The organism is Citrobacter sp. Cpo142 (assembly GCF_030332425.1).
GTDB classification, from domain to species: Bacteria; Pseudomonadota; Gammaproteobacteria; order Enterobacterales; family Enterobacteriaceae; genus Citrobacter; species Citrobacter portucalensis.
This window is the reverse complement of sequence record NZ_JAOWHW010000109.1, coordinates 286,183-305,877: the sequence shown is the minus strand read 5'-3', so window position 1 is coordinate 305,877 and position 19,695 is coordinate 286,183. Positions and strand designations below refer to the sequence as shown.

Genomic DNA, 19,695 nt, shown 5'->3' with positions numbered 1-19,695 from the left:
TGGAAGGACTGGCTTTGTATTCAGACTACAACAAAATTAGAACTGGTAGTTCAGACCAACAGCTACGATGTTGTCAGTGCTGATCTGCGCAACATTTTTAGTGAAGTTAGTGTCATCCAGCAGGTTGATTTTGTAATCAACGAAGGTAGACATGTTTTTGTTGAAGTAGTAGGTAGCACCCAAGTCTACGTATTCAACCAGATCCTGGTCGCCGTATGCACCCAGATCTTTACCTTTGGATTTCAGGTAAGCGATGGACGGACGCAGGCCGAAGTCGAACTGGTACTGTGCAACAGCTTCAAAGTTCTGAGTTTTGTTAGCAATACCGTCGATTTTACCGAATGTGGTCATATTGCGGGTTTCGGAGTAGGTGGTCGCCAGGTAGATGTTGTTCGCATCATACTTCAGACCAGCAGCCCACACTTCCGCATTCTGACCTGAAGCGTAAAGACCGTTGGTGCCGTTGCGCACCTGACGATCGGTACGGTCAGATTTCGCATAGGTAGCACCGACGCCGAAACCTTCGTATTCATAGGTAGTAGACAGACCGAAGCCATCACCGTTCGCTTCAACTTCATCGGTACGATCGTTTTTGCCCTGGTACTGAGCGGCAAAGTTCAGACCTTCAACCAGACCGAAGAAGTCGGTGTTACGATAGGTTGCAACGCCGGTAGCACGCTGGGTCATGAATACGTCGGTCTGGGTCCAGGTATCACCACCGAACTCAGGCAGGACGTCGGTCCATGCGCCGATGTCGTAAGCTACGCCGTAGTTACGACCGTAGTCGAAAGAACCGTATTCAGCGAATTTCAGGCCAGCGAATGCCAGACGGGTTTTGTCTGCTTCGGAACCCTGGCTTTCGGAACGGTTGCCTTTGAATTCATATTCCCACTGACCAAAACCAACCAGTTGGTCGTTGATCTGAGTTTCGCCTTTGAAGCCCAGACGTGCGTAGGTTTTGTCGCCATCGCTGCTGGTGTCGTCAGAGAAGTAATGCTGAGCGTGAACTTTACCGTAGATATCCAGTTTGTTTGCGTCTTTGTTATATACCTCAGCTGCGTTTACCGCACCTGCCGCCAACAGGCTAGTCACTGCCACTGCAACTAATTTAAGTTTCATTCTAAATAATCCTTATAATTTTTTCTTGGTGTGTTTCCTAAACCATTGCTAAACGAAGGGGTTCGTCAATGGCAAACTATTTTTAAATGACGCAGTGGTATAAGTTCAATAATAAGTTTCATAATATTGCGAAATATTTGAGTTTGTGTGATCCAGATCTACATAATATAGCTGATTGTATTAATCTTTATATGTGACAAATCTGAATGGGTATATTTACGTAGGGGACTATTGTGCCGCCTATGGTTTAAATGACGTTAGTCACGCAGGTGTAATATATACATGTCGAGGATTATAGATAAGCATGAAATATTTTCTTGAGTTAATTAATTACCAATTATTAACATTTGATTAAACAAAAATAAACATAAGCCACAAATGGAATGAACATTTATTATTCATTAATTTGATTACAGTGTAGCCGGGTTTTAGATTTGCGCGATAAAACCCGGATTTTTTTCAGGCGCGGCGTGTTGCCAACCAGCAAAGTAGCGAACCCGCACAAACCATCAATGCCCCCTGCCAGAAAGATAGCGACAACGGGGCGCTGAGTAACACAGCAGCCAGGGCGGAGGAGAGCACTGGGGTAAAATAGGAACCTACGGCCATGATGGTCACGTTGCCATGCAAAATGCCAATATTCCACGCCGCATAGGCAAATCCTAACGTTAATGCCGCTGAGAACATTTTAATAGTCACCGAAGTGCTGAAAATCATTTCTGGTTGCGGAGTCATAAAATAGTAAACCCACAAACTTGCGGCCGTCAGTAAAACGAATACCGTAATGCCGTTAAAGCCTTTTGCATATTTATTGGTCACCGTGCAATACGTTGCCCAGATAAATGCGCCCAAAAAGGCGAGGAAATAGCTCAGCGGACTGCTGGCAACGTTGTTTATAATTTCACCAGGATTAAGACCGTTTTCACCACCCAATACCCAACAAACCCCGGTCAATGCGATAATTAATCCAGGGATCACCAGCCAGGTTGTTTTTTGACCATTAAATAAAATAGCAAACAATATCGTTAAACTCGGCCAGAGATAATTGACCATACCGACTTCAATAGCCTGGTGACGAGTAGCCGCATAACCGAGAGCCAGCGCTAAACATATTTCATAGGTAACAAAAAGCACGCTACCCGCGATTAAATAACGCACAGGAATCTTTCTTATATTCGGAAAGCCGACGGTAAAAATCAGCAACAGGCCACTTAACGAAAAAATCATTGCTGCGCCGCCCGCAGGACCCAGTCCTTCACTTACCCCACGCATGAGTCCGACCATCGTACTCCAGAGCACAATGGCAATGAGCCCAATTAACGTTGCTTTTTGTTTTGTCATTCTGATTGTCTGTCCATGGTACTGGCAAAAATTTAAGCTGAAATTTATAGCACCTTTACACCGTAGCGCGCTAATTAATTGCTTTTCACATACTCCTTTATGGGTACAAAGGTTAAACAAAGTGCACTATTTAGTAGCGGAACCGTTTCGTTATTGATTTGACGCAAAAAAAATATGGATATAGCTGATAGTTTCGTCGCGAAGTTGTACATGTCATCTTTCAATTATGCCGCGCTGGCGCGATTTGAGAGATGTCCTGTACGAATCCCTGCAAAAAAGAGGAAAGCAATGGACGTCAGCCGCAGACAATTTTTTAAAATCTGCGCGGGCGGTATGGCGGGAACAACAGTAGCCGCTTTGGGTTTTGCACCCAAAATGGCACTGGCTCAGGCGCGAAACTATAAGCTGTTACGCGCCAAAGAGATCCGAAACACCTGCACATACTGTTCCGTAGGTTGCGGGCTATTAATGTATAGCCTGGGAGATGGAGCAAAAAACGCCAAAGAGTCGATTTACCATATTGAAGGGGATCCGGATCATCCGGTGAGCCGCGGGGCATTATGTCCTAAGGGCGCAGGATTACTGGATTACGTGCACAGTGAAAACCGTCTGCGTTACCCGGAATATCGCGCTCCTGGTTCCGACAAATGGCAGCGTATCAGCTGGGATGAAGCATTCACCCGTATCGCGAAGCTGATGAAAACTGACCGTGACGCCAACTTTATTGAGAAGAATGAGCAGGGCGTAACGGTAAACCGCTGGCTTTCAACCGGGATGTTGTGTGCATCTGCGGCAAGTAATGAAACCGGCATGCTGACGCAAAAATTTGTGCGCTCACTCGGCATGCTGGCAGTAGACAACCAGGCGCGCGTCTGACACGGACCAACGGTAGCAAGTCTTGCTCCAACATTTGGTCGCGGTGCGATGACCAACCACTGGGTTGATATCAAAAATGCTAACGTCGTGATGGTGATGGGCGGTAACGCCGCTGAAGCACATCCAGTGGGATTCCGCTGGGCGATGGAAGCCAAAAACAACAATGATGCCACGCTGATTGTTGTTGACCCTCGTTTTACTCGTACAGCCTCGGTGGCGGATATCTATGCGCCAATTCGTTCCGGCACGGACATTACGTTCCTGTCTGGCGTCTTGCTGTACCTGATTGAAAACAACAAAATTAACGCTGAATACGTGAAGCATTACACCAACGCCAGCCTGCTGGTGCGGGATGACTTTGCTTTTGAAGACGGTCTGTTCAGCGGCTATGACGCGGAAAAACGCCAATACGATAAATCGTCCTGGAACTACCAGTTCGATGAAAACGGCTACGCGAAACGCGATGAAACGTTAAGCCATCCTCGCTGTGTCTGGAACCTGTTAAAACAGCACGTTTCCCGCTACACGCCGGATGTGGTGGAAAACATTTGTGGTACGCCGAAAGAAGACTTCCTGAAAGTCTGCGAAGTGCTGGCTTCCACCAGCGCAGCCGATCGCACCACTACGTTCCTGTATGCGCTGGGCTGGACACAGCATACCGTAGGGGCGCAGAACATCCGTACCATGGCGATGATCCAGTTGCTGCTCGGCAACATGGGGATGGCAGGTGGCGGGGTTAACGCCTTACGTGGTCACTCCAACATTCAGGGATTAACCGACTTAGGTCTGCTCTCTACCAGTCTGCCAGGTTACCTGACGCTGCCGTCAGAGAAACAGGCGGATCTGCAAACCTATCTGGCTGCTAATACGCCTAAAGCGACGTTGGCCGACCAGGTTAACTACTGGGGTAACTATCCGAAGTTCTTCGTCAGTCTAATGAAATCTTTCTACGGCAATGCGGCGCAGAAAGAGAACGACTGGGGCTTTGAGTGGCTGCCGAAGTGGGATCAGTCCTACGACGTCATCAAATACTTCAACATGATGGATAGCGGGAAAGTCACCGGCTACATCTGTCAGGGCTTTAACCCGGTTGCGTCCTTCCCGGACAAAAACAAAGTGGTGCAGAGTCTCAGCAAACTGAAGTATCTGGTGATTATCGATCCGCTGGTGACCGAAACCTCAACTTTCTGGCAAAACCACGGCGAGTCAAACGACGTTGATCCGGCATCGATTCAGACTGAAGTCTTCCGTTTGCCATCGACCTGCTTTGCGGAAGAGGACGGCTCCATTGCCAACTCCGGCCGCTGGCTACAGTGGCACTGGAAAGGTCAGGACGCACCGGGTGAAGCCCGCAACGACGGCGAAATTCTGGCCGGTATTTACCATCGTCTGCGCGATATGTATCGCACTGAAGGCGGTAAAGCTGTAGAGCCCGTTCTGAAAATGAGCTGGAACTATAAGCAGCCGGACGAACCGCATTCCGAGGAAGTGGCAAAAGAGAACAACGGCTATGCGCTGGAAGATCTCTATGATGCCAACGGCGTGCTGGTTGCGAAAAAAGGTCAGTTGCTCAACAGCTTTGCGTTGCTGCGTGATGATGGTTCTACCTCATCGTCCTGCTGGATTTATACCGGTAGCTGGACCGAACAGGGCAACCAGATGGCCAATCGCGATAACGCCGACCCGTCAGGTCTCGGTAATACGCTGGGCTGGGCCTGGGCATGGCCGCTGAACCGTCGCGTACTGTATAACCGCGCTTCGGCGGATCCGCAGGGTAAACCGTGGGATCCAAAACGCATGCTTATCCAGTGGAACGGTACGAAGTGGACGGGGAACGATATCCCGGACTTCAACACCGCGGCACCGGGCAGTGGCACCAATCCGTTTATCATGCAGCCGGAAGGGCTGGGGCGTCTGTTTGCTATCGATAAGATGGCGGAAGGTCCGTTCCCGGAACACTACGAGCCGATGGAAACGCCGCTGGGTACTAACCCGCTGCACCCGAATGTGATCTCCAACCCGGCAGCACGTCTGTACGAAGCGGATAAACTCCGTATGGGCACGAAACAGGACTTCCCGTACGTCGGGACGACCTATCGTCTGACCGAACATTTCCATACCTGGACCAAGCACGCATTACTGAATGCGATTGCCCAGCCAGAGCAGTTTGTGGAAATCAGCGAAACGCTAGCGGCAGCGAAAGGGATCAACAACGGCGATCACGTGAAAGTCAGCAGCAAACGTGGATTTATTCGCGCAGTTGCCGTGGTCACTCGTCGTCTGCGTACCCTGAACGTCAACGGTCAGCAGGTTGAAACGGTTGGGATCCCAATCCACTGGGGCTTTGAAGGAGTCGCGCGTAAAGGCTTTATCGCCAACACCCTGACGCCGAATGTCGGTGATGCAAACTCGCAAACGCCGGAATACAAAGCGTTTTTAGTTAACATCGAGAAGGCGTAAGGGAGGCGAACATATGTCTATGGAAACGCAGGACATCATCAAACGGTCCGCAACAAACTCCATCACGCCGCCGCCTCAGGCCCGTGATTACAAAGCAGAAGTCGCGAAGCTGATCGACGTTTCCACCTGTATAGGTTGTAAGGCCTGTCAGGTGGCATGCTCAGAGTGGAACGATATCCGCGATGAAGTTGGCCACTGCGTCGGGGTGTATGACAACCCCGCCGATCTCAGCGCCAAGTCCTGGACGGTGATGCGGTTTACCGAAACCGAACAGAACGGCAAGCTGGAGTGGTTGATTCGTAAAGACGGCTGTATGCACTGTGAAGATCCGGGCTGCCTGAAGGCGTGCCCGTCTGCCGGGGCCATCATCCAGTACGCCAACGGGATTGTCGATTTCCAGTCAGAGCACTGCATCGGCTGCGGCTACTGTATTGCCGGGTGTCCATTTAATATTCCGCGCCTCAATAAAGAGGATAACCGCGTGTATAAATGTACGCTGTGTGTGGACCGAGTCAGCGTCGGGCAGGAACCTGCCTGCGTGAAAACGTGTCCGACCGGGGCAATACATTTCGGCACCAAGCAGGAAATGCTGGAAATGGGCGAACAGCGTGTGGCAAAACTGAAAGCACGCGGTTTTGAACATGCCGGTCTTTACAACCCGGAAGGTGTGGGCGGCACGCACGTCATGTACGTTCTGCATCATGCCAACCAGCCTGAACTGTATCACGGTCTGCCAAAAGACCCGCAGATAGATACCTCTATCAATCTGTGGAAAGGGGCGCTGAAGCCGCTGGCCGCTGCCGGATTTATCGCCACCTTCGCCGGACTGATTTACCACTACATTGGTATTGGTCCGAATAAGGAAGTGGACGACGACGAGGAGGATCATCATGAGTAAGTCGAAAATGATTGTGCGCACGAAATTTATCGACCGCGCCTGTCACTGGACGGTGGTGATCTGCTTCTTCCTGGTAGCGCTGTCGGGGATTTCATTTTTCTTCCCGACTCTGCAATGGCTGACGCAAACCTTCGGTACGCCGCAGATGGGACGCATTTTGCATCCGTTCTTCGGCATACTGATCTTCGTGGCGCTGATGTTCATGTTTGTACGCTTTGTGCACCACAACATCCCGGATAAGAAAGATATTCCGTGGCTGAAAAACATTGTGGAAGTACTGAAAGGCAATGAACACAAAGTGGCGGATGTGGGCAAATACAACGCCGGGCAGAAAATGATGTTCTGGTCGATTATGAGCATGATTTTCGTGCTGCTGATTACCGGTATCATTATCTGGCGTCCGTACTTTGCGCAGTTCTTCCCGATGCAGGTCGTGCGCTATAGCCTGCTGATCCATGCGGCTGCGGGGATTATCCTGATGCACGCCATCCTCATCCATATGTATATGGCATTCTGGGTGAAAGGATCGATTAAAGGCATGGTTGAAGGGAAAGTGAGCCGTCGCTGGGCGAAGAAACATCACCCGCGTTGGTATCGCGAAGTTGAAAGACAAGAAGCGAAAAAAGAGAGCGAGGAGGGGGTTAACTAATCCCTGATGTTCCCTCTACGCAATGGCGCTACATTGGTAGCGCCATTTTTTTGCCAAAAAAACGTCATGTTTCTGTCATCTGCTGAACGTAAGGTGTTGTCTTTCCGATAATAGAAGAGTTACAAGACAATGCATCTGGTGAAAAAATTACTCGCAGTCAGCGTGTTTCTTTGTGCTTCAGCTCAGGCGCAGAACATCCTCGAATTTCCTCAGACGGAGAACAACCCGGAAGAGTTTTATGCCGTAACCGAAATCCCGGCAGGCGGAATGATTAAATATGAAACCGACGCCAAAACCGGTTTTATCGTTGCCGATCGCTTCCAGTCAATGCCGGTTGCCTATCCCGCCAACTACGGTTCACTCACCCAGTCTTTAGCCGGTGACGGCGACCCGCTGGATGTCATTTTTTATACCCGTGCGCCGCTTGCTCCGGGAACGTTGATTAAGCTGCGCGCTATTGGCGTACTGAAGATGATCGACGGCGGTGAAAAGGACGACAAAATTGTCGCTGTTCCGGCCAGTAAAATTGACCCCACTTATGACGACATCAAAGAGTTAAGCGATCTGCCCAAGATTGAAGTTCAACGTCTGGAATCTTTCTTCCGCGTATACAAAGATCTGCCGGGAGGGCGCAAGAAGGTCGAATTAAACGGTTTCAATGATGCCGCTACGGCAAAGCAAGAGATCAAACAGGCCTGGGATGCCTGGAAAGAGAAAAAACCGCAGCAATAACGCATTGCCGGATGGCGCTTGCGCTTATCCGGCCTACGTTTTTGTAGGCCCGGTAAGCGTCACGCCACCGGGCGTTGCTATCAGAGTTTCGCCGTTATCTCCTCTATCTCCTTGCGCCATTGCGCCTGTAACAACGGTTTTTGATGTTTCGGCTTGCGGGCGAGATCGTCGGCCAGACGCTGCTCAAGATCGAGAAGTTGTTCCAGTAATCTATCGCTGTCACCGCTTATTTCAGTTTTCTCTACGACCGCCGTTTTGGGAACGGTTATCTCCGCAGACGTTTCCCGAATACGCGCATTGACCGCCTCCAGATCGTGCCATTCACTGAGTTCGCCATTGTCGATTAACCAGAACCGATTACAGCTTTGGCTGATAAGCTGCCGGTCGTGACTGACCAGCAACACGCCGCCGTTATAGCTTTGTAGCGTTTCTGCCAGCGCCTCTTTGCCTTCCATATCCAGATGGTTGGTCGGTTCATCGAGCATCAGCAGACTGTAGCGTGCAAGCGTCAGCCCCACAAACAGTAGCCGGGAGCGCTCACCGCCGCTTAATGTACTGACCCGCTGCGCATGACGAACCCACGGAAATCCCGCGCTAATCAGCGCCATCTTGCGAATCTCTGGCTCCGGGGCAAACGCTTCCAGCGCGTCAAACAATGAATCGTTATCGGCAAGCTGATGCAGCGTCTGGTCGTAATAACCCAGCGTAACGCGCGGGTGTAACACCAGTGAAGTTGATGCTATCTGTGCCTGGAACTGTTGCCAGATAAGCCTTAACAGCGATGATTTCCCGCAACCGTTACGCCCGACAATCGCCACGCGATCGCCGCTTTTTAACCGGATACCGGCAATGGAAAACAGTGTATCTGCACCAGGAGCAGGGGCTACAGACAGATTGGTCATCTCCAGCAAACGATCTGCACGCAGGGCATCACCCTGCAATGTTAGTGTCCACTGACTTCCTGACGTCACTTCTGTTTGTACCTCTTTCAGGCGCTGTGCCTGTTTTTCCATCTGCTTGGCCTTGCGGGAGAGATCTTCGTTGTCGTAGACCCGCCCCCAGGTTGCCAGCCGTTTGGCGCTGGCAGTCACCCGGTCTATTTCTTTTTGCTCAGCCTTGTGGCGCAGAGCATCGCTGACATCTCTTTCTGCCAGAGCCTTACGCGCTGCACTACAGGGTAGATCAAACGCATGGAGGGTGCGATCGCGCAAGATCCAGGTTCCGTGAGTCACCGCATCCAGCAGTTGCGGGTCGTGGGAGACCACCACAAAACTGCCAGACCAGTTCTGTAAGAACTGCTCAAGCCACAGTAATGTAGGCAAATCCAGGTGGTTACCCGGCTCATCCAGCAGCAGCAGGTCAGGATTACGCATCAGTGCCCGCGCTAATAGCAAGCGCGTGTGCTGGCCACCGCTCAACGTTTGCGCTGTAAGAGATAAATTCTCTGGCGTAAAACCCATTTCGGCAAGCAGTGCTTCAACTCGCCACTGCTGAGCTGCGCGTTCATGCTCGGGAAATTGAGCGAGAACGGCTTCCTGCAGCGTAAGAGGCAGTATATCGTCAGGTAGATGTTGTTCTACACGCGCGAGATGGCAGTGATTCGCCTGCGCGATTGCCCCACTGGTGGGCGAGATCGTGCCATCGAGCAGTTTTAACAGCGTGCTTTTGCCGCAGCCGTTGTAACCGATAAGCCCGATGCGGTCGCCTTTTTTCAGGGTAAAGGAAAGATCGTCGAATAGCGTGCCGAATGCCGTATCAACGTGTAAGGATTGTGCGGTTAGTAATGTGCTCATTGTTGCTTACTCAAGAGTTACAGGCGCAAAAACGCCTCGTCAAACATCGCTGACGATAACCCGGTAAGCCCGAGAGAAGGGGATTTAGAAGTTAGCTTCGCTCAAGCAGAAGTTATCGCAGCACGATACCGATAACGCTTGAGCACTGGCGATCGCCAAAAGCATGTGAAACGATAAAACGTTCACAGTACAGCATAAGTATCCTCCTTTTGTTTTTCAGAATGTTAATCGGTGGTGAAAGTGTAATCGTAAGTTGCGCAAAAGCGCAAGTGTTGAACGCCCGGCAGCAGTTTGCCGCCGGGCAAAGCGTCAGATAGAGGTACGACGGTAGTCGCGATATTCTGCTTGCCAGAAATTATCGTCAATCGCCTGTTGCAGCGCTTCGGCGGAGGTTTTCACCGCCACACCTTGCTGCTGCGCCATTTTACCGACGGCAAAGGCAATGGCGCGAGAAACGGTCTGAATATCTTTCAGTTCCGGTAGCACCAGGCCTTCGCCGTTGAGCACCAACGGTGAATACTGTGCCAGCGTTTCACTCGCCGACATCAGCATTTCATCAGTGATGCGCGACGCGCCAGACGCAATCACACCCAGACCAATACCCGGGAAGATATAGGCGTTGTTACACTGGGCGATTGGGTAAATTTTATCTTTCCACAGTACTGGTGCGAACGGACTACCGGTCGCAACCAGCGCGTTACCTTCGGTCCAGGCGATAATATCCTGTGGCGTAGCTTCAACACGGGAAGTGGGGTTAGACAACGGCATGACGATCGGACGCGGACAATGCTTGTGCATTTCGCGGATGATCTCTTCGGTAAACAGGCCGGTTTGTCCGGAAACGCCGATCAGGATGTCAGGTTTAACGTTGCGGACCACGTCGAGCAACGACAGCACATCTTCTTGTGTATCCCAGTGCTGGAGATTTTCGCGTTTTTGCACCAGTTTGGTCTGGAAGGAGAGCAGGTTCGGCATTTTGTCTGTTAACAGGCCGAAGCGATCGACCATGAATACGCGTTGACGCGCCGCTTCTTCGCTTAAACCTTCACGCTGGATCTGCGCAATGATCTGCTCGGCAATCCCGCAACCGGCGGAACCCGCACCGAGGAAGACGATGTTCTGTTCGCTCAACTGGCTACCGGCCGCGCGGCTAGCCGCAATCAGCGTACCGACGGTAACCGCCGCGGTGCCCTGAATATCGTCGTTAAACGAGCAAATTTCATCACGATAACGGGTCAGCAGCGGCATGGCGTTTTTCTGGGCGAAATCTTCAAACTGCAACAGCACGTCCGGCCAGCGATGCTTCACGGCCTGGATGAATTCATCAACGAATTCGTAGTATTCATCATCAGTGATACGCGGATTGCGCCAGCCCATATACAGCGGATCGTTCAGCAGTTGCTGGTTGTTGGTCCCCACGTCCAGTACCACCGGAAGAGTATAGGCCGGGCTAATTCCGCCACATGCGGTATACAGCGACAGTTTACCGATTGGAATGCCCATCCCGCCGATCCCCTGATCGCCAAGACCTAAAATACGTTCGCCATCGGTGACAACGATGACCTTGATATTGTGGTTAGGGACGTTTTGCAGGATATCGTCCATATTGTGGCGGTTCTGATAAGAGATAAACACGCCGCGCGCACGACGATAAATCTCAGAGAAACGCTCACAGGCCGCGCCGACCGTTGGGGTATAGATAACTGGCATCATCTCATCCAGGTGATTATGCACCAGTCGGTAAAACAGGGTTTCGTTGGTGTCCTGGATGTTGCGCAGGTAAATATGTTTGTCGATTTCGGTTTTGAATCCCTGATATTGGATCCAGGCGCGTTCAGCCTGTTCCTCAATCGTCTCGACCACTTCCGGCAGTAACCCCAGCAGGTTGAAGTTACGGCGTTCTTCCACACTGAAGGCGCTCCCTTTATTCAGTAAAGGGAATTCCAGCAGTACCGGACCAGCGTAGGGGATGTAAAGGGAACGCAGTTTTTTGGTTTCGTTTTCCATGTCACTCACTCTTTTTTGAATAACCGTCCCTGGCGCTCTTTATGATCGTATGTAGCCTGTCCGCCAGGGAAACGGGCGAAGTATAAAGCATTGTGAATGGGTTAAGGGGTTTTATAAGCAAAAACACCACTGCGGTTGCAATGGTGTTTATCTCGTTACTCAGTCAGACGTGCGAAAGGCTACTTGCCGTCAGTGCGGCGCTTTCTTCCAGTAGGATTATTGACCACATTGGTTTTGTCACCTTCGGTCACGATTTTACGTTGATTTGAGATTTTGTGGTCCAGTCCGAGAATATGACGGGCCTGACGGTTCGATTTCATTCTAACTCCTTAATCCTGTTACTGGTTTCAAGGGCGAGCCCGTATGAGAACGGACGAAATACAACCTGATTTAAAGCCGATGTTCAACATAACGGCTTTCTGGATGGTCGGTCATTTTATCTGAAAGGTCAATGCTTAAGCGGCAAATGAGAACTATCCCGTATGTAACATGCTTTTTCCCGGGCGTCCTATACTAGTAACTCCGACGACAACACAGGAGAGCGGTAATGACTATCCATAAGAAAGGTCAGGCACACTGGGAAGGCGACATTAAGCGCGGCAAAGGCACTGTGTCGACCGAAAGTGGCGTGTTGAATCAGCAACCGTATGGGTTTAATACACGGTTTGAAGGTGAGAAAGGCACCAATCCTGAAGAATTGATTGGCGCGGCCCATGCAGCCTGTTTCTCGATGGCGCTTTCGCTGATGCTGGGCGAAGCGGGGTTTACCCCAGATGCCATTGATACCACTGCCGATGTTTCTCTGGATAAAGTAGATGCCGGGTTTGCGATCACTAAAGTCGCGTTGCATAGCCAGGTGAGCGTGCCGGGGATAGACGCCGCCACGTTTGACGGCATCATCCAGAAAGCAAAAGCCGGATGCCCGGTATCTCAGGTTCTGAAAGCGGAAATAACGCTGGATTATCAGCTGAAGTCTTAATCGTGGCGTGCCGGATGCGACTGTGTCTTATCCGGCCTACAACGTATAAGGATATGGTGCCGGATGTAAGTCGGTCTTATCCGGCACCTGATGATGTTATTGCGCTACCCAACCGCCATCCATATTCCACGCCACGCCGCGCACCTGCGCCGCACCGTCTGAACATAAGAATAACGCAAGATTCCCTAACTGCTCTGGGGTAACGAATTCACGCGACGGCTGCTTTTCCGCCAGCAGGGCATCACGCGCGGCCTCAGGCTCTGCGCCTTCGGCAATACGCTTATCGATCTGTTGCTGAACCAGCGGCGTGAGCACCCAGCCGGGACACAGCGCATTGCAGGTGACACCCGTCTGCGCGGTTTCCAGCGCGATGGTCTTGGTGAATCCCACCACACCATGCTTCGCCGCTACGTAGGCAGATTTCTCTTTTGAAGCCACCATGCCGTGAACAGAAGCGATATTAATGATGCGACCCCAGTTACGCTCGCGCATACCAGGAAGCGCCAGACGCGTGGTGTGAAAAACGGAAGAGAGGTTAATAGCGATAATCGCGTTCCATTTATCAACCGGGAAGGTTTCCACCGGGGATACATGCTGGATCCCTGCATTGTTGATAAGAATATCCACACCGCCAAATTCGCTCTCGGCATAGCGCATCATGTCGGCAATTTGCGCTTCATCGCTCAGATCCGCGCCATGATAGCCTGGTGTTTTGCCATACTGCGCCACGGCGTCTTTGGCTGCTTCAACATCGCCAAACCCGTTAAGGATCAGGGTGGCGCCAGCTTGCGCCAGCACCTGTGCGATACCTAATCCGATACCGCTGGTCGAGCCGGTAACCAGAGCGGTTTTTCCCGTTAAGTTCATGATGATTCTCCTTAAACAATTCCGGTGGTGTAGAAGACGCCGATGACAAACAGTACGGCCAGACTTTTAATGACGGTAATAGCGAAAATTCCCCCATACGCCTGACGATGGCTGAGACCGGTGATAGCCAATAAGGTAATGACCGCGCCGTTATGCGGCAGGGTGTCCATACCGCCGCTTGCCATAGACGCCACGCGGTGGAAGACTTCAAGTGGGATATTGGCAGCGTGAGCGGCCGCGATAAAGGTGTCAGACATGGCGGCAAGGGCAATACTCATCCCGCCAGACGCCGAACCGGTGATCCCGGCGAGCGTAGTGATACTGATAGCTTCATTGAGCAGCGGGTCAGGAATAGCCGCCAGTGCTTTTGACAGTACAAGGAAACCTGGCAGGGCGGCGATCACTGCGCCAAAACCGTACTCTGACGCGGTGTTCATCGCCGCGAGGATCGCGCCGCCAACCGCCGTTCTGCTGCCTTCCGCCAGGCGACCTTTTATGTTGCGGTAGCCGAAGAGCACCACCAGCAGGATCCCAGAAATCAGCGCCGCTTCCACTGCCCAGATAGCGGTGATTTTACCGACTTCGGTGGTAATCGGCTTGGCAAGGCCCGGAAGTTCAAGCTGATGCGTGGCGCCATACCATTGTGGGATCCAGCGGGTAAACAGCAGGTTAAATACCCCAACCAGGATCAGCGGAGAGATCGCGATGATCGGGTTCGGCAGATTAATGTTATCCGGAGTTTCCGGCTCGTTTAACAGTTCAGTGCCATAACCCTCATTCTTAGCCTGTGCTTTACGACGCTGACGTTCGAGATAAACCAGCCCAACAACGATGATAAATACGGAACCTATCAAACCCAGCCACGGCGCGGCCCAGGCGTTGGTACCGAAGAAACTGGTCGGAATAATGTTCTGGATCTGCGGTGTGCCTGGCAGGGCATCCATGGTGAAGGAGAAGGCACCCAGCGCAACGGTTGCCGGGATCAGGCGTTTAGGAATATTGCTCTGACGGAACAGTTCGGCCGCGAACGGATACACTGCAAACGCCACTACGAACAGCGATACGCCGCCGTAGGTCAACAGCGCGCATACCAGCACAATCACCGGGATGGCATGACGACGACCGAGGATGTTGATAGCGGCGGCAACAATGGAACGTGAAAATCCAGATAACTCGATTAACTTGCCAAACACTGCCCCCAGCAGGAACACCGGGAAGTACAGCTTCACAAAACCGACCATTTTTTCCATAAACAGGCCGGTGAAGGCAGGGCCGACGGCGCTGGGTTCGGTAAGCAATACAGCACCTAATGCCGCGATGGGGGCAAACAGAATGACGCTGTATCCGCGATAGGCTGCCAGCATCAGCAGGCCCAGCGCTGCCAGGGCGATTAATACACTCATCATGACTCCTTATTATTATATTGGGGTACAGAAAGAGACGTTATGGTTTCAGGGCAAAACGCAGCTGATGCTCTCTGCGTTGCTGGATGTACTCCTTGCGCGAATCATCCCAGCGATAAAATCCCTGACCGCTGCGTAAACCGGTATCACCGTTGGCAACCTTGTCAGCGACCAGCGACATCATGTCGCTGCCGGTTGCCAGTTCCGGAAGCAGATGCCGACAAATGTCCTGCACCGTAGAAAGTCCGGTCATATCAGCAGCCTCCAGCGGACCGACCATTGCATAGCGACGTCCGAGCGAGGCGCGCATCACCTGATCAACCACTTCTGCGCTGGCGATGCCGCTTTTAACGATATGTAGCGCTTCGCGTAGCAGGGCAAACTGTAGTCGGTTGCCGACAAACCCTGGGGCAGCGCGGTCGAGCACCACCGCCTCAAGTTGCATCGCGATCAGCATTTGTTGTAATTCATGGAGATATTCCGGCTTTGTTGCGGTGCCAGGCACAATTTCGACCAGCGGAATAAAATGAGGCGGGTGCCAGAAATGGGCTATCAGCAACCGTTCAGGATGGGCGAGCTTTTCTGCCAGCGCATCCGGCGGTAGGCCGCTGGTATTACTGGCAATAACGGCTTCAGGCGCGATCAGATCTTCCAGTTGCGCATACAGTGCGTGCTTGAGTTCGAGCCGCTCCGGGATCGCTTCAATCAGTAACCGGCATGCGGCAATATCCTGTAGCGAGGTCGTGCCGTGCAGGCGAGACACGACCGTCGTTTTTTCACCAATGGCAAATTGGTCGGTGGCTATCAGCTCATCCAGGATACCGCCGGCAACTCCGCTTATTTCTGCAATTCGGCTGCTATCGGTATCGTATAACCAGACATCGTGACCATAACGGGCGAAGTGGGTAGCAATGCCGACGCCCATTAAACCCGCCCCCAGGACGCAGATAGGTTTACTATGCATGAGATACCTCCTGTGAACGCTCTACTGCCAGCGCCACACCTTGACCGCCGCCCACGCACAACGTAGCCAGCCCTTTTGCGGCGTTGCTGCGAGCCATTTCGTGCAGCAGTGTTACCAGAATCCGGCAACCTGAGGCGCCAATCGGGTGCCCTAGCGCAATTGCGCCTCCGTTCACGTTCACCCGGTTGCTGTCCCAGTTCAGGGATTCGCCAACCGCCAGCGCTTGTGCGGCAAATGCTTCGTTGGCTTCGATAAGATCCACGTCATTCAGCGTCCAGCCAGCACGCTTCAGGCACTGGAGTGATGCTTCTACCGGCCCAATGCCCATAATGGCGGGATCGACGCCAGAAACCGCGTAGCCTGCCACCCGGGCAAGCACCGGCAAATTGAGTTCTGCGGCTTTGGCTGCGCTCATCAACATCACCGCGGCGGCACCATCATTGATGGATGATGCATTCCCGGCGGTCACCGTGCCGTTACCCGGACGAAATGCCGGTTTAAGCTGCGCCAGTTTGTCGGCCTGAGTATCCGGGCGAGGCTGTTCGTCACGGTCCACCACACGTGGCGGCTTTTTGCCCTGTGGGACGCTAACCGGCGTGATTTCCGCGCTAAAACGACCCGCTTCAATGGCGGCGGCGGCTTTTTGCTGGGAGCGCAGGGCAAAAGCATCCTGCTGCTCACGGCTGATAACAAACTTATCCGCCAGATTTTCGGCGGTAATTCCCATGTGATAGTCGTTGAACGCATCCCACAGACCGTCATGCACCACGCTGTCTTTCATGCTGGCATGACCCAACCGCAGACCGGCCCGCGCCCCGTCGAGAAAATAGGGCGCATTACTCATGCTCTCCTGGCCTCCGGCAATCACGATTTGCGCATCGCCACAGCGAATCGCCTGTACCGCCTGATGCACCGCCTTCAGACCCGAACCACACACCAAGTTGATGGTTAACGCGGGCGTGGTGACCGGCAGTCCTGCCCGTAACGCCGTTTGTCTGGCCGGATTCTGACCGCAGCCCGCAGTCAGAACCTGACCTAAAATCACTTCATCAATTTGCTCAGGCGCCACAGCCGTTTTTTCCAGCAGCGAACGGACTACCGCTGTACCTAACTCCACAGCGGAAAGTGGTGCCAGCGCACCATGAAAACTGCCAATCGGGGTGCGCGTTGCCGCGACAATGACAACATCCTGCATGGTCAGCTCCTCAGTTAAATTGCATTTCGGGGACAGTTTCGGGAACGATCAGCTTGCCTGCGGTTCTGGCGACAATCTCATCCACGCTAATGCCCGGTGCGCGTTCACGCAGAATGAACGCACCGTCGGCAATTTCCAGCAGAGCCAGGTCGGTAAGCACGCGTTTGATGCAGGCCACGCCGGTCAGCGGCAGGGTGCAGGCGGGAAGCAATTTGGACTCACCGCTTTTGGAAGCATGGGTCATTACCACGATGATGTTGTCGGCTCCGGCAACCAGATCCATCGCGCCGCCCATGCCTTTCACCATTTTTCCGGGGATCATCCATGAGGCGATATTGCCGTTAACATCGACTTCAAACGCACCGAGCACCGTCAGATCAACGTGGCCGCCGCGGATCATGGCGAAGGATTGCGCAGAGTCGAAAATCGCCGCGCCTTTGCGCGCTGTCACGGTCTGTTTCCCGGCGTTGATCATGTCGGCATCAATTTCGTCTTCTGTGGGAAACGGGCCCATCCCCAGCAAACCGTTCTCTGATTGCAGCATCACGTCCATGCCATCAGGGATGTAGTTCGCCACCAGCGTGGGAATGCCGATCCCAAGGTTGACGTAATACCCGTCGCGCAGCTCGCGGGCGACGCGCATCGCCATTTGTTCACGCGTTAACATGGTCAGGCTCCTTTCTGGCGCAGGGTGCGTTGTTCAATACGTTTTTCAAACTGCCCCTGAATAATGCGGTTAACGAAAATTCCAGGAGTGTGAATCGCAGCAGGATCCAGTTCTCCGGGAGGGACAATCTCTTCGACTTCCACGACGGTAATGCGCCCGGCGGCGGCCATCAGCGGATTAAAGTTCTGTGCGGTGTGGCGATAGATGACGTTGCCGTACCAGTCGGCTTTCCAGCCTTTAACTAATGCAAAATCGCCGGTTATCGCCTGCTCCAGGATGTAAGGGCGTCCGGCAAACTCGCGAACCTCTTTCCCTTCCGCCACGGGGGTTCCATATCCGGTCGCGGTAAAGAATGCCGGGATCCCCGCGCCGCCCGCGCGCAACTGCTCTGCCAGCGTACCCTGTGGCGTTAGGATGGCTTCCAGTTCGCCGCTAAGCACCTGTTTCTCAAACAGGGCGTTTTCCCCTACATAGGACGCGACCACTTTGCGCACCTGACGCGTTTCCAGCAGCACGCCAAGACCAAAGCCATCCACACCACAGTTGTTAGACACAACGGTAAGTCCCTGAACCTCCCGGCGGCGAACTTCAGCAATCAGGTTCTCAGGGATCCCACATAAGCCAAAACCGCCCGCCAGCAGCGTCATGTTGTCGGTCAGTCCTTCCAGCGCCTCTTGATAAGTGGCAACACGTTTATCCAGTCCAGCCATACACTTGCCTCCCAAGTTGTCCTTGCCGACATCATTGGGGGTGAAAAATGATTTGTTAATTTTAAATTTGTGACTCACTCATTGGGTTTTTTTATCAATTTAATGTTAATTAAAGGTATTCAACAAGTTAAGGGAATGCGAAATGGGAATGAGCATCAAACAGTTACGCGCGTTTTTAGCGGTAGCTCACACTCTGAATTTTGCTCATGCCAGCGAAAGACTGAATATGTCGCAACCCGCGTTAAGCCTGGCGATTAAAGGACTGGAGGATTCGCTGGGTGGGGCGTTACTGTTAAGAACGACCCGCAAAGTGACCCTGACGCAGGAGGGAGAAACGCTGCTGAATATGGGGCGACAGCTGCTGGCGGACTGGGAGAATACGGAAGAAGCCATGCGCCAGCGCTTTACGCTGCAGCGCGGTAAAATATCGATCGCCGCCATGCCCTCATTTGCCGCTAACGTCCTGCCATCGGTACTGAAAACATTTCGTGATTCTTATTCCGGTATCAACGTAACGGTTCATGATGTGATCAATGAACACGTGATTGAAATGGTCAGTGAAGGGCGGGTCGAGATGGGCATAGCCTTCGAGCCGGACTATTCGGGACATCTGCATTTCACGCCGCTCGGTGTGGATCGTTTTATCGCCATTGTGCCGCCAACCTGTCGACTGGCAGACAGGGATCGTATTGCGTGGCGCGAACTGCTGACGCTGGATTTTATCACCCTGCAACGCCCGTCCGCCGTGCGGCTGATGCTGGAAGAACAACTGGTGCAAAGCGGACATACGCTGGAAGTGGCGCTGGAGAGCCACCAGTTGGTAACCGTTGGCCGCCTGGTGGCTAACGGCCTGGGCGGTAGCGCCGTACCTGCACTATGCCGCACGCAAATGACAGAGTTAGGCGCAACCTGTATCGATCTGGATACGCCGGTGATCCAGCGTCGGATCGGGGTTTTGCGTTCGGCGCATCATAAATTATCTACCGCTTCCGAGGTGCTGGTGGATTCACTGAAAAAGGCGTATCGCACCTGACT

General features: G+C 52.6%; 17 protein-coding genes. 6 read left to right on the top strand and 11 right to left on the bottom strand.

Annotated elements, in window-relative coordinates:
- Positions 1 to 36: 36 nt before the first annotated feature.
- Entirely contained in the window at positions 37 to 1,119 is a 1,083-nt protein-coding gene (gene ompD, locus OGY18_RS08175; protein ID WP_008784801.1) for a porin OmpD, read from the bottom strand.
- A gap of 459 nt (positions 1,120 to 1,578) precedes the next feature.
- Entirely contained in the window at positions 1,579 to 2,460 is an 882-nt protein-coding gene (gene yddG / locus OGY18_RS08170) for an aromatic amino acid efflux DMT transporter YddG (protein WP_063941986.1), read from the bottom strand.
- A gap of 288 nt (positions 2,461 to 2,748) precedes the next feature.
- Between yddG and fdnG the strand changes: the two genes are divergently transcribed.
- The 4 genes from fdnG (at position 2,749) to OGY18_RS08150 (ending at position 8,075) form a co-directional block, all read left to right on the top strand.
- A complete protein-coding gene (gene fdnG, locus OGY18_RS08165; RefSeq protein ID WP_166465412.1) occupies positions 2,749 to 5,796 on the top strand; it encodes a formate dehydrogenase-N subunit alpha in 3,048 nt (1,015 codons plus the stop codon).
- 13 nt (positions 5,797 to 5,809) lie between these two features.
- Complete coding sequence (gene fdnH, locus OGY18_RS08160) at positions 5,810 to 6,694, top strand: formate dehydrogenase N subunit beta (RefSeq protein WP_003833024.1); 885 nt, start codon at positions 5,810 to 5,812, stop codon at positions 6,692 to 6,694.
- A complete protein-coding gene (gene fdnI / locus OGY18_RS08155; protein ID WP_003020054.1) occupies positions 6,687 to 7,343 on the top strand; it encodes a formate dehydrogenase-N subunit gamma in 657 nt (218 codons plus the stop codon). The genes fdnH and fdnI overlap by 8 nt, the downstream gene beginning before the upstream one ends.
- Positions 7,344 to 7,472: 129 nt before the next feature.
- Complete coding sequence (locus tag OGY18_RS08150) at positions 7,473 to 8,075, top strand: inorganic diphosphatase (protein WP_286552543.1); 603 nt, start codon at positions 7,473 to 7,475, stop codon at positions 8,073 to 8,075.
- Between the two features lie 80 nt (positions 8,076 to 8,155).
- Here OGY18_RS08150 and OGY18_RS08145 read toward each other — a convergent pair whose 3' ends face one another.
- From OGY18_RS08145 to sra, 3 genes are all read right to left on the bottom strand, one after another.
- On the bottom strand, positions 8,156 to 9,868 hold the full coding sequence (locus OGY18_RS08145; RefSeq protein WP_286552542.1) for an ABC-F family ATP-binding cassette domain-containing protein: 1,713 nt from the start codon (positions 9,866 to 9,868) through the stop codon (positions 8,156 to 8,158).
- 309 nt (positions 9,869 to 10,177) lie between these two features.
- Positions 10,178 to 11,875, bottom strand: a complete 1,698-nt coding sequence (gene maeA, locus OGY18_RS08140) for a malate dehydrogenase (protein ID WP_003833011.1) — start codon at positions 11,873 to 11,875, stop codon at positions 10,178 to 10,180.
- 179 nt (positions 11,876 to 12,054) lie between these two features.
- Positions 12,055 to 12,195: a stationary-phase-induced ribosome-associated protein gene (sra, locus tag OGY18_RS08135; protein WP_003833009.1), complete on the bottom strand. Its 141-nt coding sequence runs from the start codon at positions 12,193 to 12,195 to the stop codon at positions 12,055 to 12,057.
- 227 nt (positions 12,196 to 12,422) lie between these two features.
- Between sra and osmC the strand changes: the two genes are divergently transcribed.
- Positions 12,423 to 12,854, top strand: coding sequence for a peroxiredoxin OsmC (osmC, locus tag OGY18_RS08130; RefSeq protein ID WP_149384250.1), 432 nt, complete (start codon positions 12,423 to 12,425; stop codon positions 12,852 to 12,854).
- Between the two features lie 96 nt (positions 12,855 to 12,950).
- Here the strand turns inward: osmC and OGY18_RS08125 are convergent, their stop codons facing one another.
- Genes OGY18_RS08125 through OGY18_RS08100 form a run of 6 tightly spaced genes read right to left on the bottom strand, consistent with a single transcriptional unit; the run spans position 12,951 to position 18,660 of the window.
- Positions 12,951 to 13,721, bottom strand: a complete 771-nt coding sequence (locus tag OGY18_RS08125) for a 3-hydroxybutyrate dehydrogenase (protein WP_286552540.1) — start codon at positions 13,719 to 13,721, stop codon at positions 12,951 to 12,953.
- An 11-nt stretch (positions 13,722 to 13,732) separates the two neighbouring features.
- Complete coding sequence (locus OGY18_RS08120) at positions 13,733 to 15,127, bottom strand: GntP family permease (RefSeq protein WP_196776256.1); 1,395 nt, start codon at positions 15,125 to 15,127, stop codon at positions 13,733 to 13,735.
- Positions 15,128 to 15,164: 37 nt separating this feature from the next.
- Positions 15,165 to 16,088: a 3-hydroxyacyl-CoA dehydrogenase family protein gene (locus OGY18_RS08115; RefSeq protein WP_286552538.1), complete on the bottom strand. Its 924-nt coding sequence runs from the start codon at positions 16,086 to 16,088 to the stop codon at positions 15,165 to 15,167.
- Positions 16,081 to 17,283 (bottom strand): acetyl-CoA C-acetyltransferase, encoded by a 1,203-nt coding sequence (locus OGY18_RS08110; protein ID WP_286552536.1) that lies wholly within the window; start codon positions 17,281 to 17,283, stop codon positions 16,081 to 16,083. Before OGY18_RS08110 ends, OGY18_RS08115 begins: the two co-directional genes overlap by 8 nt.
- A 10-nt stretch (positions 17,284 to 17,293) precedes the next feature.
- Positions 17,294 to 17,950 (bottom strand): CoA transferase subunit B, encoded by a 657-nt coding sequence (locus OGY18_RS08105; protein ID WP_003020022.1) that lies wholly within the window; start codon positions 17,948 to 17,950, stop codon positions 17,294 to 17,296.
- 2 nt (positions 17,951 to 17,952) lie between these two features.
- Complete coding sequence (locus OGY18_RS08100; protein WP_032939731.1) at positions 17,953 to 18,660, bottom strand: CoA transferase subunit A; 708 nt, start codon at positions 18,658 to 18,660, stop codon at positions 17,953 to 17,955.
- A gap of 142 nt (positions 18,661 to 18,802) precedes the next feature.
- On the opposite strand from OGY18_RS08100, the gene OGY18_RS08095 reads away from it, so the two are divergent.
- Positions 18,803 to 19,693, top strand: a complete 891-nt coding sequence (locus tag OGY18_RS08095; protein ID WP_003020016.1) for a LysR family transcriptional regulator — start codon at positions 18,803 to 18,805, stop codon at positions 19,691 to 19,693.
- The last annotated feature ends 2 nt before the right edge of the window (positions 19,694 to 19,695 follow it).

Coding starts and splice junctions, on each gene's coding strand:
- ompD (WP_008784801.1), bottom strand. CDS start 1,119: ATGAAACTTAAATTAGTTGCAGTGGCAGTGACTAGCCTGTTGGCGGCA.
- yddG (WP_063941986.1), bottom strand. CDS start 2,460: ATGACAAAACAAAAAGCAACGTTAATTGGGCTCATTGCCATTGTGCTC.
- fdnH (WP_003833024.1), top strand. CDS start 5,810: ATGTCTATGGAAACGCAGGACATCATCAAACGGTCCGCAACAAACTCC.
- fdnI (WP_003020054.1), top strand. CDS start 6,687: ATGAGTAAGTCGAAAATGATTGTGCGCACGAAATTTATCGACCGCGCC.
- OGY18_RS08150 (WP_286552543.1), top strand. CDS start 7,473: ATGCATCTGGTGAAAAAATTACTCGCAGTCAGCGTGTTTCTTTGTGCT.
- OGY18_RS08145 (WP_286552542.1), bottom strand. CDS start 9,868: ATGAGCACATTACTAACCGCACAATCCTTACACGTTGATACGGCATTC.
- maeA (WP_003833011.1), bottom strand. CDS start 11,875: ATGGAAAACGAAACCAAAAAACTGCGTTCCCTTTACATCCCCTACGCT.
- sra (WP_003833009.1), bottom strand. CDS start 12,195: ATGAAATCGAACCGTCAGGCCCGTCATATTCTCGGACTGGACCACAAA.
- osmC (WP_149384250.1), top strand. CDS start 12,423: ATGACTATCCATAAGAAAGGTCAGGCACACTGGGAAGGCGACATTAAG.
- OGY18_RS08125 (WP_286552540.1), bottom strand. CDS start 13,721: ATGAACTTAACGGGAAAAACCGCTCTGGTTACCGGCTCGACCAGCGGT.
- OGY18_RS08120 (WP_196776256.1), bottom strand. CDS start 15,127: ATGATGAGTGTATTAATCGCCCTGGCAGCGCTGGGCCTGCTGATGCTG.
- OGY18_RS08115 (WP_286552538.1), bottom strand. CDS start 16,088: ATGCATAGTAAACCTATCTGCGTCCTGGGGGCGGGTTTAATGGGCGTC.
- OGY18_RS08110 (WP_286552536.1), bottom strand. CDS start 17,283: ATGCAGGATGTTGTCATTGTCGCGGCAACGCGCACCCCGATTGGCAGT.
- OGY18_RS08105 (WP_003020022.1), bottom strand. CDS start 17,950: ATGTTAACGCGTGAACAAATGGCGATGCGCGTCGCCCGCGAGCTGCGC.
- OGY18_RS08100 (WP_032939731.1), bottom strand. CDS start 18,660: ATGGCTGGACTGGATAAACGTGTTGCCACTTATCAAGAGGCGCTGGAA.
- OGY18_RS08095 (WP_003020016.1), top strand. CDS start 18,803: ATGGGAATGAGCATCAAACAGTTACGCGCGTTTTTAGCGGTAGCTCAC.